Genomic DNA, 17,483 nt, shown 5'->3' on the forward strand with positions numbered 1-17,483 from the left:
CCGCTCCTTTCAAATTTGGCATCGGCAAGAATTACCGATGCGTAGTGAGTATTGGCAGATCACTTCGTGCGGAGTAACTGCTTTGTTTCTGATGAGATTGTCTAGGTAAACTACGGCGTTTTCGGCCATGTCGTCGACCGGTTGAACAACCGTTGTTAATGAAAAATCGGAGGTTCTTGGACTAATTACGCCATCGAATCCGCAAATAGCAACGTCATTAGGCACGTAAAAGCCATGTGCACCGAAGTCCTCAATGATTCCGAGAGCAATTGCATCTGACCCGCAGATGATTGCATCCGGCAGACCACGATCTAAGGAGCGCAGGTACTCTCCCGCTTTCAGACCACCATCAATACCAAGCGACGTACGAACGATCCATTGTTGTGGAACGAAGATGCCACTTTCTACCAAACCGTCAAGATACCCGGCATAGCGATCATTTGAGGCAGACGACCGACGCGGTCCTACCACCAGAGCTATTTTTTGGAATCCGTGGCTTACCATGTGCAATGCAATATCTTTAGAGGCAGCTTTGTTGTCAATTCCTACGAATGCACCGGGGACAGTTGGAATTTTGCGTGATACCTGGACGTATGGGGTGTTGGATTTTCGAAGTTCTTGGACAACCGCCGCGTCTCCATCTTGAGTTGCAGTGAGGATGATTCCATCGACTCTGTGGCTCGCCATTGCACGTACAGAGGTAAGGAGTTCTAGAGGGTCATCTCCCGTGTGGGATAGGTAGGCATCGTAGCCGTGCCAGCGAGCATGGTTCGACACTGCCACTCCAAGCTCCTGATAGAAGGGATTGCTTAAATCCGCCAAGATTAGACCGACGAGTGGTTTCGTGGTTTTCCAATTCAAGGCGCGATCAGAAATGTGAATACCACGTTGTTCTGCAAGAGCAAGGATTCTTTGCCGAGTGCTTGACGAAACTCCCGGCTTGCCGTTGAGCGCATACGACACCGCTGCACGTGACACTCCTAGTGCCCGCGCAATATCTGCGGCAGATCCTTCGGGTGAAGGATTTTCAGTGCGATTATTGCGATCCAAAACGATTCACTCCCTTGTGCACCGATGCTGGGTTCATAAAATTACGAGTCCACATCGACTTGTGATTAGATTCCCAATAAGAATGTGAGTTAAGCAATGTTAAGTTGATACTTCTTGAGCGTTGATCATACAGATTTTGATAGACAAATTTTCAAACGTACCCTGTTAACTGCGGTTACTTTAAAGCGGGGGTTGTTAAGTTAGCGCTTAACAACCCCCGCTTTAAAGTAGGTAATTACACTTTAGATTCGCATTATCCAAGGATCAGTAATGATGGTTGAAACATAGGACTCGACCCCAAGCTCAGCGTTAAGACGCTTTTGTAAGTTTGGAAGCAACGGCCACTCTGAAGCAAAATGAGTTAATCCAATCAAGGCACAGTCACTCGACCAAAGATGATCGGTTGCTGGATGATGCCGAAGATCGGCGGTGATATAAACATCAGCATCAACTTCTTTTACTCGATCTAAGAACGAATCACCTGATCCAGGCGATACGGCTACCGTCTTGACAATCTTTTCTGGATCTCCTCCGATTGTGATACCAGCCGGAACCTGTGGAATCTTGGCAGAAATTCGTTGCGCTAACTCAAGCACGCTCATCGTCAAAGGAAGCTCTCCAATGCGCCCAATTCCCAGCTGTGGAAAATCAGGGTTTGAATCCAACGGACGCGTATTTTCTAATCCAAGCAGATCGGCAAAAGCCGCCGCGGTACCATCCCCAGCAGCATCGGCGTTTGTATGAGCTGCGAAGAGTGCACAATCATTTTTAATTAGTCGATGCACCCAGCTGCCTTTAGATGAATCAGTTGCAACGCTTGAAGTTCCACGCAAATAGAGTGGATGATGCGTGATGAGCATATCTGCCCCACGATCAATAGCTTCGTTGATCGTAGCTTCGCACGGATCAACAGCAAAACCGATCTTTCGCACTTCACAGGAAAGGTCTCCAGCAATGAGCCCGACTTTATCCCAGCTCTCTGCCAATGTGGTTGGATAAAAGGCATTCATTGTGGACACAATTTTTTCTACCGTTACAGACATACCTCAATCCTATCAATCGGTCTCCAAGGATCGAACGATAGAATCTAAAAGTGTTTAAATCCGTTCTCACCGTATTTTGTGGTGGTTTCATCGGCGTTGCTTTGCGCTACCTCACGAACTCCGCTATTCCAAAGCTCAGTGTTCTGCCAGTCGGAATTGCCTTAATTAATCTTATTGGTTGTTTCGCTCTTGGGTTCTTGACAACCTTTGTGAAAAGTCGTGCAATTTCAGCACGAACTAAACTAACTATTCGTCTTTTCCTTGGAACAGGCTTACTAGGCGGATTCACAACCTATAGCGCCGTCGTGGTTGATTCAAACCTTCTTCTGGCAAACGGGTATTCGTGGTTGGCCACATTCTACCCCTTCGTAACCATCGTGCTAGGAATTGTTTTTGCGGGTCTTGGTGTGGGATTCGCGAATAAGCTAGCGCTTCCCAAACAAACGACCCATCACCCTCAGTCCCCTAACACTCCCACTCACATAGCAGGACCGGAGAAAACCAAATGAGTTTATTAGCCGTTGCATTTGCGGGTGGAATAGGAGCAGCACTTCGCTATGTAACTGATTCACTGCTTCCAAAAGAAAACTTCCCTACCGGCACTTTGGTGGTGAACGTGATTGGATCATTCATACTCGGTTTATGCACCGGTCTCCAGCTTGGCGGAGCTCTCAGCAACACTTGGCTCACTATTCTCGGAACTGGATTTGCCGGTGGCTTCACCACCCTAAGCACCGCATCACTCGATGCCTTTACCTTATTAAAAGAAAACCAAGCAAAGAAAGCGCACCTCTACGTTTGGAGTATGCTCTTTCTTTGCTTGGTTGCTTCTTACCTAGCTATTTTATTAGGTTTTAACCTCGCCTAGCTAAGCCTTTGTATATATGACTACGCCTGAGCGTTTTCACGCTCTACCCAAATGTCGGTTGGGAGTTCACCTGGCATATTTGGGTTATTTGTTGCAACGAACGGACGTTCAGGGTCCTCGCGATAGTCCTTAAGGGCACCGAATACCCACTTCCCAAGGAGAACGATGGCAACAAGGTTAATCATAGCCATACCTGCCATGGTGATATCTGCAAAGTTCCACACTGCATTTAACGAGGACACCGATCCAATAACCACCGAGGCAACAACGATCACACCAAGTACCTTCGATCCCCACTTCTTGCCCTTGGTCATGAAATCAATGTTGATTTCGGCGTAGGCGAAGTTACCAATAATCGAGGAATAACAGAACACGAGAATGAGGATAACCATAATCGGCACAATCCATTCACCTAGTTCGTAGCTAGCTGCGGCAATAGTGAGCGAAGCGCCATCTACAGCTGTTTCCTCACCGGGCTTGTAGACCTGACCAAGTGAATTCAAGATGATAAAAGCAGTTGCCGAACAAACCAAAATCGTATCAACAAATACGCCCATTGCCTGTATATACCCCTGCTTAACAGGGTGCGAAACCTGTGCGGTTGAGGCGGCGTTTGGAGCCGAACCTTCACCCGCTTCGTTGGAGAATAATCCACGACGAGTTCCATTTAACATAGCTGCGACGAGACCGCCCGCAGTACCCGCAAGGCCTTGTTCTAGACCGAATGCTGAAGCGAAAATCAGCTTGAAGATCGGGAGGATGTTATCGAGGTTCATGACGATTACCATCAATGCGATTGCAACATAAACCAACGCCATAACCGGAGCCATCCATTCGGTTACCTTTGCAACACGTTTGAGGCCACCAAAGACGACGATTCCCGTGAGTACAAATAGGAATGCGGCGGTAACCCAGGGGTTCACATTGTAGTGGTCATTTAAGGTCGCTGCAATTGTATTTGCCTGCACCATTTCGTAGGAAATACCGAAAGAGAATACTAGGAAGATCGCAAATGCGAATCCCCATTTACGTGAGCCTAGACCACGTTGAATATAGAATGCCGGACCGCCACGGAAGGTACCGTCATACCAACGAACCTTAAAGAGTTGCGCCATAGTGGCTTCGATAAATGCCGTTGCCATACCTAAAAGGGCAACGATCCACATCCAGAACACGGCTCCTGGTCCACCTAGAACAAGAGCAATTGCTACACCTGCGATGTTTCCAGTCCCCACGCGCGATGCGAGTCCGATTGCAAAAGCTTGAAACGATGAGATTCCCCCATCACGAGATTCACGGGATGAAAAAACCGTTCGGACCATTTGCCCGAAATTGGTAAACTGTACCGCTCGGGTGCGAATGGTGAAGTAGATGCCGGCACAAAGAAGTAGTGCAATCAGAATGTACGTATAGATAAAGTCCGAAATCGAACCGAAGAACGTAGCAATCGTGTCAGCCATAGATGTTTTCCTATCGACGGATCTCGAAAGAGCTGTTCACATTAAACAATTCCTACGAGATATCTTTTGACGCTTCAAGGATTTTATAAAGAAAAAGTAAATTAGCGCAAAATTGCTCAACGATTGGAAATAATTTGTGGGATATAAATAAAAGTTCCTCTCCAGAAACTGGAGAGGAACTTTAGTGGACCCTACCGGACTCGAACCGATGACAACCTGGGTGTAAACCAGGTGCTCTACCAACTGAGCTAAGAGTCCGTTAGAAGCATATCCAGAAACAGTTCTAAATTCCAAATTCATCCCCGAAACGTGACGAGCGGCTCATTGCAATACATTCTCGCAATGAACCGCTCGTTCAAATTTAAGCGACATCAAGGTGAAGTTTTCCAGCAAAACTAGGGAAATCAGTGCCCACGAGAGGAAATTCGGTATGCGGTCCAGTTCCCACCTAGGGCAACAGAAGTTGGAATCGACAAACCCGCTGTTTTAGAAGCTTCCGCAACATCCGCCGTCGTCACATGGAATTCTGAGGATCCAATAGGAACCAAACACCAGATAACACCAGCACCTGAGTCAAGCGAAGCAGCACAATCAACCAAATAGTCCGTAAGATCATCCACGTTACCGTCGTCGGAACGCCACCACGCAATCACAGCATCCGCAACTCCACGATAATCTTCGTCTTCTAACTGTTCGCCGGTGATACCTTCAATAGAATCGCGCAAATCAAAATCAACGTCGTCGTCAAATCCGAACTCCTGTACGACATTGCCTTGCTTAAAGCCTAATTTTTCACCGGTAATGATGCCGGACACTCGAAACCGTCCTTTCAAGACGCTATGTGTAACCCTTATAAGTTACATCACGAAATATTCTAAAGTCTTGTTATCTCACTAGCACCTCAAAATCGGGAATTCAAAGCATTTAAAAACGTGAGTGGTCTCCCATTTGAAAATTGTTAAAGAATGTAGGGCTTTTGACCCAAATCCGGTACATTTGGAATTAAGGAGAGGTCAACAACCGCTTTTTGAAATCAAGTTTGCGATTTGCCGACCTCCCACAAGCAAGTAAGTAAGGGAGACAACGTGAGTCAAGTTCCTATTCGCCCGCTGATCAATGGATTGCTCAGTCAGGTACCGGATGTTGATAGAGAAGAAACACAAGAGTGGCTAGAGTCCATCGACGGACTTATCGACGCTCAGGGCGACGCTCGTGCTCGTTATCTGTTAATGGCAATGGAACGACGTGCACGTGAGCGCGGAGTTCGCTTACCAGGCAACCTCGTTACACCGTACGTAAACACCATCGGCATCGACGATGAGCCTTTCTACCCAGGCGACGAGAAACTCGAACGCGAATTCCGCCGTTGGATTCGTTGGAATGCGGCAGTTCAAGTAACACGTGCTCAGCGTCCAGGCATTGCAGTTGGCGGACACATCTCATCCTTCGCAGCTCAAGCAACTCTTTACGAAGTCGGTCACAACTGGTTCTTCCGCGGCAAGAATTCCCCTGGCGGTGGCGATCAAGTATTCTTCCAAGGTCATTCATCACCTGGTAACTACGCTCGCGCCTACCTCGAAGGTCGTCTGAGCGAAGCAGATCTCGATTCATTCCGTCAGCAGGTATCACGCCAGTCGGGTGGCAAAGGACTACCTTCGTACCCACACCCACGCCAGCTCCCTGATTTCTGGGAGTTCCCAACCGTGTCGCTCGGTCTTGGACCTATCTCTGCAATCTACCAGGCTTGGTACAACCGCTACCTCCATGATCGCGGTCTAAAGGATACTTCCCAGCAACATGTTTGGGCGTTTATGGGCGACGGCGAAATGGACGAAGTTGAGTCACGTGGTTTGCTCCACCTTGCATCAGGTCAAAACCTAGACAACCTCACTTTCGTTATCAACTGTAACCTTCAGCGCCTTGACGGCCCTGTTCGCGGAAACGGCCAGATTATCCAGGAGCTCGAAGCTTCGTTCAGGGGTGCCGGCTGGAACGTTATCAAGGTTATCTGGGGACGCGAATGGGACGAACTACTCCTTGCTGATAAGGATCGCGCACTCGTCAATATTATGAACAACACCCTTGACGGTGACTACCAGACGTTTAAGGCTAACGATGGCGGTTATATCCGCGAAAACTTCTTTGGTCGCGATCCTCGCACCAAGGCTATGGTTGCGGATTGGAGCGATGAGAAGATCTTCGCCATGAAGCGCGGTGGCCACGATTACCGAAAGGTATATGCAGCTTACAAGGCCGCAGTTGACCACAAGGATCAGCCAACCGTCATTCTTGCTCATACGGTGAAGGGCTACTCGCTCGGCTCAAACTTCGCCGGACGTAACTCCACCCACCAGATGAAGAAGCTCAATTCCAACGATTTGAAGCTGTTGCGAGACACCCTTCATCTAGACTTCTCTGATGATCAGCTTGAAGATCCATACAATGCTCCATACTTCAAACCTGATCCAAATGCTCCTGCGCTTCAGTACATGCTAGACCGTCGTCGTGAACTTGGTGGATATCTACCAGAACGCCGTGTGGTTGAACAGGGAATTACTCTTCCAAAGGACAAGGTTTACGACGTTCTTAAGGGCGGATCTGGTAAGCAGAAGGTCGCAAGTACCATGGGCTTTGTACGTCTCATGAAAGACCTAATTCGTGACAAGGAATTCGGACACCGCATCGTTCCAATCATTCCTGACGAAGCGCGTACTTTCGGTTTGGACGCACTATTCCCAACCGCAAAGATCTTCAACGTTCACGGTCAGCACTACACCGCAGTTGATTCCGACCTTCTTCTTTCCTACAAGGAATCCGAAAAGGGTCAGATTCTTCATACCGGTATCACCGAAGCCGGTTCAAACGCTGCATTTACAGCAGTAGGCACCTCCTACGCCACCCATGGAATCCCAATGGTTCCGATCTATATCTTCTACTCAATGTTCGGATTCCAGCGCACCGGCGATCAGTTCTGGCATGCTGCTGACCAGATGGCTCGTGGCTTCATTATGGGAGCTACGGCAGGTCGTACCACTTTGACAGGTGAAGGTCTCCAGCACTTGGATGGCCACTCACACGTCATCGCATCGACCAACCCTGCGATTGTCCAGTACGATCCTGCCTACGCATACGAAATTCGCCACATTGTTCGTGACGGCATCATTCGCATGTACGGCGATGGTTCCGATGGTCGTGACCAGAACGTCATGTACTACATGAGCATCTATAACGAACCAATTCACCAGCCAGCAGAGCCAGAAAACGTAGACGTCGATGGAATCATCAAGGGTATTTACCAGGTTGATGCTGCCGAAGGCGAAGGTCACAAGGTCCAACTCCTCGCTTCCGGCGTCGGTGTTCCATGGGCTCGGGAAGCTCGTAATATGCTACGCAACGACTGGGGAATCTCCGCAGCCGTATGGTCTGTGACCTCATGGTATGAGCTTCGCAAAGATGGCCTGGCTGCCGACGAGTACAACTTCCTTCATCCGGAAGAAGAGCCACGCGAAGCTTGGCTCACCAGCCGTTTGAAGAACGAAGAAGGTCCGTTTATCGCTTCTTCTGACTTCGAGAAGCAGAACCAAGATTCGGTACGCCCATGGATCCCAGGTGACTACTACGTGCTCGGTGCAAATGGCTTCGGTGTTTCCGATACCCGCGCTGCCGCTCGTCGTCACTTCAAGATTGATGCCGCTTCGATGGTGGTTCGTTCCTTGCAAGCATTGGCAGATCAAGGAAAGATTGATCGTTCGGTAGTCAAGCAAGCGATTGACAAGTACGACCTATTCAATCCAAACGCTGGAGAATCCGGAGTTTCTGATCCAAACGAAGTTGCTTAGAGCTAGCTAATGTCACTCTTCAGTGACTCACGTAAGGGTGGCTGGTTGAGAATCCCAAGGTTCTCAACCAGCCACCCTTACTGTTATGAAGCACACGCCTTAATCTATGCTTCACTCACCACATTGCCGTAATCTAAATTTAGGAAATTTAATACTTAATTACTTGAGAGCATTATGAAATTGATTCACACGGCTTGGGAATTCCTTCAACACCGAAAACTCAGCCTCGCAGCAATTATTCTTTTTCAACTAGGGCAAATCATTCTTTCCCTATGGCTACCGTCAATTAATGCAGACATCATCGACCATGGAATTCTTGGCAATGATCGCTCGGTCATTTATAGTCGCGGTGGGCTCATGTTGGTGATATCTCTCCTACAGGTTGCCTTCATGGTTGGCGCAATCTACTTCGGATCAAAAACGGCCATGCAATTTGGTCGTGAACTTCGCGCCCACACTTTCAAGCACATTCAAAAATTTTCATCTATTGATCAGCATAAATTCGGTGCTCCCACCCTCATTACCCGCGCCACTAACGACATCACCCAGATGCAAATGGTCATTTTAATGACGTTTACTATCATGATCACTGCACCAATTATGGGAATCGGTGGAATCATAATGGCGATTGAACAAGACACCAGTCTTTCAAAGTTATTGCTAATCATCGTGCCAGCCCTTGCAATCTTAATCGGCACGATCATGGCTCTTTTGACACCACGTTACCAAGTCCAACAAAAACGAGTCGATAGAATCAATACCTTGCTTCGAGAGCAATTAGCTGGAGTTCGTGTAATTCGCGCCTTTGTTCGGCAAGGAACAGAAACGAAAAAATTCGACGATGCCAACCACGGACTTCGTAGCATTTGGTTGCAAATCGGCTGGCTTTGGGCTTTTCTTCTTCCGATGGCTTTCTTAATTGTGGGTCTATCCTCCACCGCAATTATCTGGTTCGGTGGTCAGCGCATCGAATTAGGAATGATGAATGTTGGCGCACTCACAGCATATATCAACTATCTCATGATGATTCTGATGTCCGTGATGATGTCTGGAATGATGGCAATGATGTACCCGCGTGGTGAAATTTCAGCCAAGCGCATTGCCGAAATCAGGGATCACCAACCTTCCATCCTCGAACCTACCACCCCTCGTCGGTTACCTGACGGCACATTAAGCTTTGAACTTTCAAAGGTTTCTCTTCAATACCCTGGAGCCGAAGAACCTGTTCTTAACGATATTTCAATGAAGCTTCAACCCGGACACACGACTGCGTTAATTGGCTCCACAGGATCGGGGAAAAGTTCTCTGGTACGACTATTCCCTAGACTCATCGATGCAAGCGGTGGGGTCGTGTCCGCTGGTAATATTTCTGTTGCTGAATTAAGTCTCCACGACTTACGTTCAAGAATCGCGGTCGTCCCGCAACGTGCGTTCTTGTTTTCAGGCACAATTGCCTCGAATGTTGCGGGAGCCTTGGGGTCGTTTTCAGAAATCGACGACGAACGCGTCACCCATGCACTTAAACTCGCCCAAGCTTGGGATTTCGTCTCTGAACTCGATGGAAATATCCACGCAAACGTCGAATCAGGTGGAAAGAATTTCTCGGGCGGTCAACGTCAACGGCTAACTATTGCCCGAGCACTTTACCGTTGCCTACCCGATACAACGGGTCACCGGGAAGCAGAGTTGTTGATCTTTGACGATTCCTTTTCAGCCCTCGACTACTCAACTGACGCGCGGCTAAGGGAATCGTTAAGAGAGTCGCTCCAGGATATATGCGTCCTTATCGTTGCACAGCGAATCTCCACAATCCGCGATGCCCACGAAATCTTCGTCCTTGATAAGGGAAATATCGTTGGTCAGGGAACTCACAACGAGCTCTTAACTTCCTGCAAAACTTATCGAGAAATTGTTCAATCCCAGCTCACTGCGGAGGAGGCAAAATGAGAGATCATGGATTCGACCCAACAGCAAAATCGCGCGACACTAAGGGCTCTCTCAAACGCCTCGCTCGACTACTGAAACCGGAACGCTTACGGATTAGCTTTATCATAATTTTCGCCTTAATAGCCACCATCGCCTCGGTTGCGGCACCAAAATTCCTAGGCGATGCTACCAATGTGATCGTTGATGGGTTACAAACGAATGGTATTGATTTTTCATTGCTGCGAAATATCTTGTTGTTCGTCGTCGGTCTCTATATTGTAAACGCAGTTATGAACTTTATTGCCGGCATTATTATTCGTATCATCGTCCAAAACCTCGGTTTTAAGCTACGTAAGGAAGCCCAAGCAAAAATTGATCGGTTGCCTTTGGCATACGTAGACCATCATCAACGTGGGGATTTGTTATCGCGCGTCACAAACGACGTCGATAACGTCAATCAAACTCTGATGCAGACCTTTAGCCAAGTGATCTCCTCGATCTATATGGTGATCGGGATATTCGCAATGATGCTCTGGATATCGTGGTCTCTTGCGCTCCTAACTTTAGCCGTGCTTCCGGTGGGTATCTTTGCCATGACGAAGATTCTCAAGCTCTCAAAACCACAATTTAAAAAGCAGTGGGCTAAGACCGGCGAAGTTTCAGCCATCGTGGAAGAAACATTTTCTGGGCACGAAGTTGTTTCGCTTTACAACATGCAAACCTCGCGTGAAGGTGAATTCGATCAACTTAACAACGAACTATTCGATGCGGGATTTAAAGGACAGTTCCTCTCTCAGCTCACGCAACCCATCATGGGATTCGTTGCCAATCTATCTTTCGTGATCGTCGCCGTCGTCGGTGCGTTTCAGGTGCTTGGCGGATCGTTATCAATCGGAGGAATCCAAGCTTTCATTCAATATTCGCGTCAACTCAACCACCCCATCGGAACGCTTGCTTCAATTGCGAACTTAATTCAATCGGGAGCAGCCTCGGCAGAACGAATTTTCGACTTCCTAGACTCGGAAGAAATGCCGGTCGACTCCACAACGGAACTAAAAGCTCAATTAGATAACGGTTCTTTAGAGTTCGACGACGTTTCCTTTGGATACCATCCGGGTGAACCAGTCCTTTCCCATTTAGATCTTCAGGTACGGCGTGGTCAACAAGTTGCAATTGTTGGTCCAACCGGAGCTGGAAAGACGACTTTGGTTAATTTAATCATGCGGTTCTATGACGTCGATAGCGGATCAATTAAAATCGATGGGCAAAATATTTCGGAGTTTTCTAAAGATTCCTTGCGTTCAAAGGTGGGAATGGTTCTGCAAGATACCTGGCTCTTTGAGGGAACAATTGCCGAAAATATCGGTTATGGAAAACCAGATTCCAGCCGAGATGAGATCGTTAGCGCGGCACAAGCAACCGGCGTGGATCGTTTAATTCGCCAGCTTCCTGATGGCTACGACACGCTGGTGAGCGATGACGATGGGGGGTTGTCAAGTGGCGAAAAACAGCTACTAACTATTGCGCGCGCATATATATCCGATCCTGAAATTTTAATTTTGGACGAAGCGACGTCATCGGTCGACACGCGCACCGAAATGCTCGTCCAACGAGCGATGAATGAGCTTCGTACCGGACGTACCTCATTTATTATCGCTCACCGGCTTTCTACAATTCGCGAAGCAGATATAATCCTAGTAATGGTGAAGGGAAACGTTGTTGAGCAGGGAACTCACAACTCACTCATGGAGCAACACGGGTTCTATTTTGATCTGTATCAATCCCAATTTAACCGTGCTGCCGGCGAATACTCAGGAGTGACACCCTAAGTAACTCTGTAGCTTAACTATCCGCTATGTTCAGTAGTTTAGTTCTTCCAAGGTCTCAATGAGTTGAGCTTGAGTGTACACGCTTCTCCACGCCAAATCGTGTTCGCTTTGAGGAGCGTCTCCCCACTGGACTAAGATGGTTCGAATACAGTGTGCACCTGCACCTTCAATATCGAAAATACGATCCCCCACCATCACTACATCGCTACGAAGGAGCGCATCGTTTCTTGGTACGCCAGGTGTAACTATTTCCTGCGGAGGTATATCAACCACGCCATCGTCGTACAAGGAACGCAACGCGTCGGCAACAACTAAAGCTTTCGTGCTGTGAGCCGTATCAGAAGGAGCTCCACACACTTTGTACAAAAGTGGAGTGATACCAAGGTTATCGCACACTTCCTTTGCCAGTGGAGTTTGTTTAGATGTTGCGATAAGAAGCGGTACTCCTAACCGATCTTTGATCTCGCGCAAAGTATTATCTATTCCCTCAAAAAGTGGAGTTTGATCCATTACTTTGACGTAGCGGCGCCGGTAGTCTTGAATATAATCCTCAATCTGATCTTCTTCGACTCCCAATTCTTTAAACGAGTCACGAAGCGGTGGCCCTACATAGCGCAAAAACGAGTCGAGTGGCAGATCACGACCCGCTTTTTCTTCCATCGTGGCATGCATGGCTTCACAGATCAAAGGAGCTGAATCCGTCAAAGTCCCATCAAGATCAAAGAGAATCGCTTTAAGTTTATTCATGTAGCTTTCATTACCTTTGGTTGTGATATCTATGAAGTTCTATGAAAACTAGCCCTTAGCGCAATAGTTCCGATGCACGCACGCCTTCACGCAGTACTTCGACATCGCCCGAAGAAAGATCGACGACGGTCGTTGGACCGTTTTCCCCCACCGGGCCTTCTACAACAATATCGATCATGTGACCAAGTTCGTCGTTGATCATCCATCCTTCGGACTGTGGCTCCGTTTCCCCAGGAAGAATCAGGGTTGACGAAAGTAACGGCTCACCCATTGTTGCCACAATCGACTGTGTAATGGTGTGTTCAGGAATTCGTACACCAACTGTCGATTTCTTGGGGTGAAGCATCATCCGTGGTACCTCTTTCGTACCCTTCAAAATGAAGGTGAAGGGACCGGGCGTAAGACTCTTGATAAAACGGTAATTGGCGTTATCGATGATGACGAGTTTTCCTAGCTGAGCAAAGTCATGGCAGAGCAAAGTAAAGTGATGGCGTTCTCCTACGTTTCTAATGGTTCGAATTCGCTCGAGTCCATCTTTGTTTCCAAGCTTTGAAACTAAGGCGTAACCAGAATCAGTGGGAATTGCTGCGATTTCGCCCTGACGCAAGCGTTCAACGATTCGGTCAACCAACCGTTGCTGAGGATTATCTGGATGTACTTCAACATAATGTGCCATGATTGCTCCTTGATCTTTTTCCATTATAAGCCAGGTAACTGGATTAATGGCGCAGGCGCCTATCGGGTACGCTAATAATGAAGCAAATCAACGTAATTTTGGCAAGGACAAAATATGAATGCTCAATTAACTGACGAGCAACAGCTCGCCTTGGCACGATTTCACGTCGCCTTAGCTGAAGTCGCACCGGAGATTTCTTCCAGCGAGGCGAGTTACGATACCGATTTACGAAACTCTCTAGCGCTAGATACCGTCTCAATCTGGGCAATTGCCACCTCGCTTGAGCGCTTGTCCAAGAAAGAAATTCCAGATACATTAATTTGTAATGCGAGTCGAGTATCCGATCTATGCGAAGCCATCAAGGTTCCGTTAGGTGATTTCACCAAGGAATCGGTAACTTCCCCCAGAGATATTCCTAGCACACAACGCGTTAATTCGGTCAGTTTGGAGAGTACTTCCAAAACAGAAGGTAAACCGAGTATAGAATGCAAGAGCGAAGTTAACGATGTCTTACAAAGCAACGTTGAGGAGGAATCGCAGCTTGCCAGTGCCGAAGATCTTCGCACTTTGTTCCAGTAGGTTTCGTTTTTAGTTTCGACTCATCAAGGTATTTTATCAACTCGGCATCGGACAACACCGAGTGTGATTAAGAGTTCTGCCCAAAACCCGTCAAGTATCTCTATCCAACCCTATGAAGCCAGCGTACAGGAGCTCCCGCTCCCGCGTAACGGAAGACCTCAAGCTCGTCATCCCAAGCTTGGCCGAGAGCTACATCTAGAAGCCTGCGTAACTCTTCGGCGTCGCCATTAGACTGTTCAATCGCAGCACGGATTCGATTTTCTGGTACGACGACGTTACCAACTAGGTCGGTCTGTGCATAGAAGATTCCCAGACCAGGGGTGCAAGACCAGCGGCCACCGTCAGAAACCGCAGTTGGTTCTTCCGTGATCTCGAAGCGAAGATGTTCCCAGCCACCAAGTGCCGATGCAATCATTGCGCCGGTGCCGACTTCGCCTGTCCAAGCAACTTCCCCACGATTCATCTGTGGTTGAGCGGGCTGTTTGGTCCACTCGATATGAACTGGATATCCGAGCACACTGGTAACCGCCCATTCAACATGTGGTTGAACAGCCGGAGTAACGGAGTGAATAAAGATCACTCCCCTAGTTGTATATTTTGCGTTCACCGCGGTCCTCCTCAGCTTGGGTGAAATTCCCCGTAACACCCACCAGTGAGGACACAGCTCTATGCATTAGTATAGCCGCTAAAAAAGAAAATGGTAGTGCGACCAGCCCAATAGTTAATGACACCCCCTTTAAAATCGCTCATAGATTTCATTGACTGTTGGTGACGAAAATAAAAATCCGTGGCTAAGGAGTTTTTCCGGTACAACGCGCTGGGATGCAATAATCATCTCTTTACCCATGTTTCCAGGCAATATAGCTAGTAACACCCTAGGCAGCTTAAGAAATGAACGTTGATTCCAATGCTTTGCAGAAATCTTTGTAAACTCTCGTGCAGTCACAGGAGAAGGCACCACAAAATTGACAGGACCGGATATCTGGTCGTGTTCAATACAAAATTCAAGAGCGGCAGAGTAATCGGAAAGAGAAATTGGAGACATCCAATTATCGCCCTGACCGAAGGTTATACCTCCAAAAAGACGATAACTAGGAGCGAGAGTTTTCAACATCCCACCCGAAGGGTGAAGAACGAGCCCGGTTCTTATATTCACCACTCGGACCCCAAGTTTTTGAGCTTGGTTAAATTCTTCTTCCCAGGCGAGGCAGAGATCAGAAAGAAATCCTTGGCCTTTGCAGCTGTTTTCGGCAAGTATTTCGTTTCCTCGATCTCCGTAGAACCCAATCGCTGAACTACCTAATATCACAGCTGGGCGCTCTTCGGGCTTTAGCTGGGAGATCGCTTCCACGATAGTAGTAGCAGAATTGATTCGAGAATTAATCATTTTACGTTTGTGTGAGCGCGTCCACAGCTTGCCAATCGACGCGCCATTGAGACAAAGCACCACGTCAACGTTTCGAACAGCGTCCAAATCAATCTTTTTCTGATCTGGAGACCAAGAATAAATCCGTGCAGATTCTTCATTTAGTTCGGATTGATTTAACACGAAAGAATCAGGAGACGGCTTCGAAGATTTCCGTTGTAAAACATTAAGCAAGAATCCCTGTTTATGCAATGATCGCAAAAGGTATTTCCCGATGAAACCATTTGCTCCCGCTATCAAAACACGCTTCCCTTGCGTGTTCACCTGCACTTGAATCACATTCCACGTGCGCGAATCTCGCGTAGCGCTTTCTTACGCTCCGCACGCTCAAGACGATCGATATAGAGGTGCCCATCCAAATGGTCAACTTCGTGCTGGATCAACCGACCCCAGATCTCTTCACCCTCGACTACGACTTTATTTCCATCAAGGTCCATCCCTTCAGCCTTTGCGTACCAAGCACGCTTGCATGGGTACCATAGTTCAGGAACGGACAAACAACCTTCATCACCGTCTTGGTATTCATCTTCTGATAGCTCAACGATTACTGGATTAAGGATATAACCTCGTTTGCCGTCGATATTCCATGAGAAGGCACGGTAAGACTGTCCAATCTGGTTCGCCGCCAAGCCCGCACGACCAGGTTCGTTGACGTTTTCCATCAAATCATCTACTAGTTGGCGGATGCCAGGAGTGACCTCAGTGATCGGGGCACACACAGTGCGCAAAACTGGATCTCCAACAATTCGAATATCGCGGTACGTCATTTTTCTTCCCTTATCGACCATCCATTTTGGACTGGTTTGCTTTCCACCAATACTCACTCCAAGGAATAAGCTCAATCAATAGTAGTTTATCCCAACTCTTTCTGCCCCAATAACAAGAGAGCAACAATAGTTAGGAAAACAAAAGACCTCTGATATTTCCATCAGAGGTCTTGGTGGCTCCCGCGGTTGGACTCGAACCAACAACCGTTCGATTAACAGTCGAATGCTCTGCCATTGAGCTACGCGGGATCGCGACTTGAATTACTTTAGCAAACTTTTTTACAAAAGCGAATTCAGCGAAGGGAAGTTTTTGGCTTATTTTCGCCAAAGTGACGGCTATCACAAATAAATTATGTGTGGTCTAGCAAACAGTCCCATTCGCTCGCCTGTAATTTTAGCCATCCGGTTACCCGTCCGCCAGATCACAGCCCTACCGCTTCGCGGAGCTCCGCTTCAAGGTCATGCAACATGCTACTATCACCCTCACCAACTACACCATCCACCACAATCTGAGTAAACAAGGTCTCATCAGAGTTTCTACGCACCTGGCCTCGAGCAATCACCCCTGAAGACAACTCTACGAACTGCTGATACACGATCGACCGATCAATCCTCTCACGCACGGCGGTCACGAAATTTTCACTATATTCGTCAATAAGAACAAACCGCAGATTCTGCAAAGAAGGATCAATAAACACCATCACCAGTTCACGTTTCACACCATCCCAAGCAGCATTTGCAAAATCAGACCATTCGATTCTCTCAACTTTGTTTCCACTTACGATCGCTAATTCGGTAGGGGAAGTGGCTAACCAAAGCTGACCATCCCCATCAACTTCACTTGATGCTGTTGGCATATATCCCAACAAATTAGCAAGGTGCTTATTTTTATTTCGATTCAAGCTAAGTTTCATATGTCTTTTCTCACCTTAGATCGGCCATATTTTACGTTTAACTTACGCATCACATTCAGAGGAAGAAATACTCTGCACAATACCCCTCGAGGTATCTGAACGCATTTCACGGACGTGCTGACCAGCAAAGTAGCCGCTTATCATAAGGATGATTCCGAGCACAATTGCAACAATAAAGTTCCGCTTCTGCACGCGTTTCAATCGAGCAATCTCATCCTCGGTCAAACTTTGACCAACCCCAGCATTCACTTCAGAATTCCCCAAAGCAAGATCCTGATCCTCCGTCAGCATATTACGTTCACTACGATTTGAAGATTCGCCCATCACACCACTTCTACTTAGAAATAGAGCTATTAAAA

The 17,483-nt window shown here is 47.6% G+C and carries 17 protein-coding genes and 2 tRNA genes; 6 read left to right on the top strand and 13 right to left on the bottom strand.

Translation table 11 applies throughout. The annotated features are described in order from the left end of the window. Positions 1-9: 9 nt before the first annotated feature. Positions 10-1,050: a LacI family DNA-binding transcriptional regulator gene (locus tag EIH22_RS06310; protein ID WP_124054959.1), complete on the bottom strand. Its 1,041-nt coding sequence runs from the start codon at positions 1,048-1,050 to the stop codon at positions 10-12. Between the two features lie 242 nt (positions 1,051-1,292). Then, positions 1,293-2,093, bottom strand: a complete 801-nt coding sequence (locus EIH22_RS06315; protein ID WP_124054960.1) for a Nif3-like dinuclear metal center hexameric protein — start codon at positions 2,091-2,093, stop codon at positions 1,293-1,295. 50 nt (positions 2,094-2,143) lie between these two features. Between EIH22_RS06315 and EIH22_RS06320 the strand changes: the two genes are divergently transcribed. Together EIH22_RS06320 and crcB are read left to right on the top strand one after the other, a co-directional pair. After that, on the top strand, positions 2,144-2,602 hold the full coding sequence (locus EIH22_RS06320; RefSeq protein ID WP_124054961.1) for a fluoride efflux transporter FluC: 459 nt from the start codon (positions 2,144-2,146) through the stop codon (positions 2,600-2,602). Next, positions 2,599-2,961, top strand: a complete 363-nt coding sequence (crcB, locus tag EIH22_RS06325; RefSeq protein WP_124054962.1) for a fluoride efflux transporter CrcB — start codon at positions 2,599-2,601, stop codon at positions 2,959-2,961. The genes EIH22_RS06320 and crcB overlap by 4 nt, the downstream gene beginning before the upstream one ends. 20 nt (positions 2,962-2,981) lie before the next feature. On the opposite strand, the gene EIH22_RS06330 is transcribed toward crcB, so the two are convergent. The 3 genes from EIH22_RS06330 to EIH22_RS06340 all read right to left on the bottom strand — a co-directional run bounded on the left by EIH22_RS06330 (position 2,982) and on the right by EIH22_RS06340 (position 5,236). Next, entirely contained in the window at positions 2,982-4,421 is a 1,440-nt protein-coding gene (locus tag EIH22_RS06330) for an alanine/glycine:cation symporter family protein (RefSeq protein ID WP_124054963.1), read from the bottom strand. A 185-nt stretch (positions 4,422-4,606) separates the two neighbouring features. Further along, positions 4,607-4,679, bottom strand: a tRNA-Val gene (locus tag EIH22_RS06335). 146 nt (positions 4,680-4,825) lie between these two features. After that, a complete protein-coding gene (locus tag EIH22_RS06340) occupies positions 4,826-5,236 on the bottom strand; it encodes a DUF3052 family protein (protein ID WP_124054964.1) in 411 nt (136 codons plus the stop codon). A gap of 270 nt (positions 5,237-5,506) precedes the next feature. On the opposite strand from EIH22_RS06340, the gene aceE reads away from it, so the two are divergent. The 3 genes from aceE to EIH22_RS06355 all read left to right on the top strand — a co-directional run bounded on the left by aceE (position 5,507) and on the right by EIH22_RS06355 (position 12,015). Next, positions 5,507-8,260 (top strand): pyruvate dehydrogenase (acetyl-transferring), homodimeric type, encoded by a 2,754-nt coding sequence (aceE, locus tag EIH22_RS06345; RefSeq protein WP_124054965.1) that lies wholly within the window; start codon positions 5,507-5,509, stop codon positions 8,258-8,260. 174 nt (positions 8,261-8,434) lie between these two features. Further along, a complete protein-coding gene (locus EIH22_RS06350) occupies positions 8,435-10,207 on the top strand; it encodes an ABC transporter ATP-binding protein (RefSeq protein ID WP_124054966.1) in 1,773 nt (590 codons plus the stop codon). Continuing rightward, the gene (locus EIH22_RS06355) at positions 10,204-12,015 is read left to right on the top strand and encodes an ABC transporter ATP-binding protein (RefSeq protein WP_124054967.1); all 1,812 of its coding nucleotides are present in this window, start codon (positions 10,204-10,206) and stop codon (positions 12,013-12,015) included. Before EIH22_RS06350 ends, EIH22_RS06355 begins: the two co-directional genes overlap by 4 nt. Before the next feature lie 30 nt (positions 12,016-12,045). Here the strand turns inward: EIH22_RS06355 and EIH22_RS06360 are convergent, their stop codons facing one another. Together EIH22_RS06360 and EIH22_RS06365 are read right to left on the bottom strand one after the other, a co-directional pair. After that, the gene (locus tag EIH22_RS06360) at positions 12,046-12,762 is read right to left on the bottom strand and encodes an HAD hydrolase-like protein (RefSeq protein WP_124054968.1); all 717 of its coding nucleotides are present in this window, start codon (positions 12,760-12,762) and stop codon (positions 12,046-12,048) included. 55 nt (positions 12,763-12,817) lie between these two features. After that, complete coding sequence (locus EIH22_RS06365; protein WP_124054969.1) at positions 12,818-13,438, bottom strand: L-threonylcarbamoyladenylate synthase; 621 nt, start codon at positions 13,436-13,438, stop codon at positions 12,818-12,820. A gap of 114 nt (positions 13,439-13,552) precedes the next feature. Between EIH22_RS06365 and EIH22_RS06370 the strand changes: the two genes are divergently transcribed. Continuing rightward, complete coding sequence (locus EIH22_RS06370; protein ID WP_124054970.1) at positions 13,553-14,017, top strand: hypothetical protein; 465 nt, start codon at positions 13,553-13,555, stop codon at positions 14,015-14,017. A 100-nt stretch (positions 14,018-14,117) separates the two neighbouring features. Here EIH22_RS06370 and EIH22_RS06375 read toward each other — a convergent pair whose 3' ends face one another. The 6 genes from EIH22_RS06375 to EIH22_RS06400 form a co-directional block, all read right to left on the bottom strand. Beyond that, the gene (locus EIH22_RS06375) at positions 14,118-14,624 is read right to left on the bottom strand and encodes a DUF3145 domain-containing protein (protein WP_124054971.1); all 507 of its coding nucleotides are present in this window, start codon (positions 14,622-14,624) and stop codon (positions 14,118-14,120) included. Between the two features lie 129 nt (positions 14,625-14,753). Beyond that, positions 14,754-15,722 (bottom strand): TIGR01777 family oxidoreductase, encoded by a 969-nt coding sequence (locus EIH22_RS06380; protein WP_124054972.1) that lies wholly within the window; start codon positions 15,720-15,722, stop codon positions 14,754-14,756. Continuing rightward, on the bottom strand, positions 15,719-16,210 hold the full coding sequence (gene def, locus EIH22_RS06385) for a peptide deformylase (RefSeq protein WP_124054973.1): 492 nt from the start codon (positions 16,208-16,210) through the stop codon (positions 15,719-15,721). Before def ends, EIH22_RS06380 begins: the two co-directional genes overlap by 4 nt. A gap of 174 nt (positions 16,211-16,384) precedes the next feature. After that, a tRNA-Asn gene (locus EIH22_RS06390) sits at positions 16,385-16,459 on the bottom strand. Positions 16,460-16,632: 173 nt separating this feature from the next. Next, positions 16,633-17,124 (bottom strand): hypothetical protein, encoded by a 492-nt coding sequence (locus EIH22_RS06395; RefSeq protein ID WP_124054974.1) that lies wholly within the window; start codon positions 17,122-17,124, stop codon positions 16,633-16,635. Positions 17,125-17,166: 42 nt separating this feature from the next. Further along, positions 17,167-17,448, bottom strand: a complete 282-nt coding sequence (locus EIH22_RS06400; RefSeq protein ID WP_235001798.1) for a hypothetical protein — start codon at positions 17,446-17,448, stop codon at positions 17,167-17,169. Between the last annotated feature and the right edge of the window lie 35 nt (positions 17,449-17,483).

Source organism: Arcanobacterium ihumii, assembly GCF_900604515.1.
GTDB lineage: Bacteria > Actinomycetota > Actinomycetes > Actinomycetales > Actinomycetaceae > Arcanobacterium_A > Arcanobacterium_A ihumii.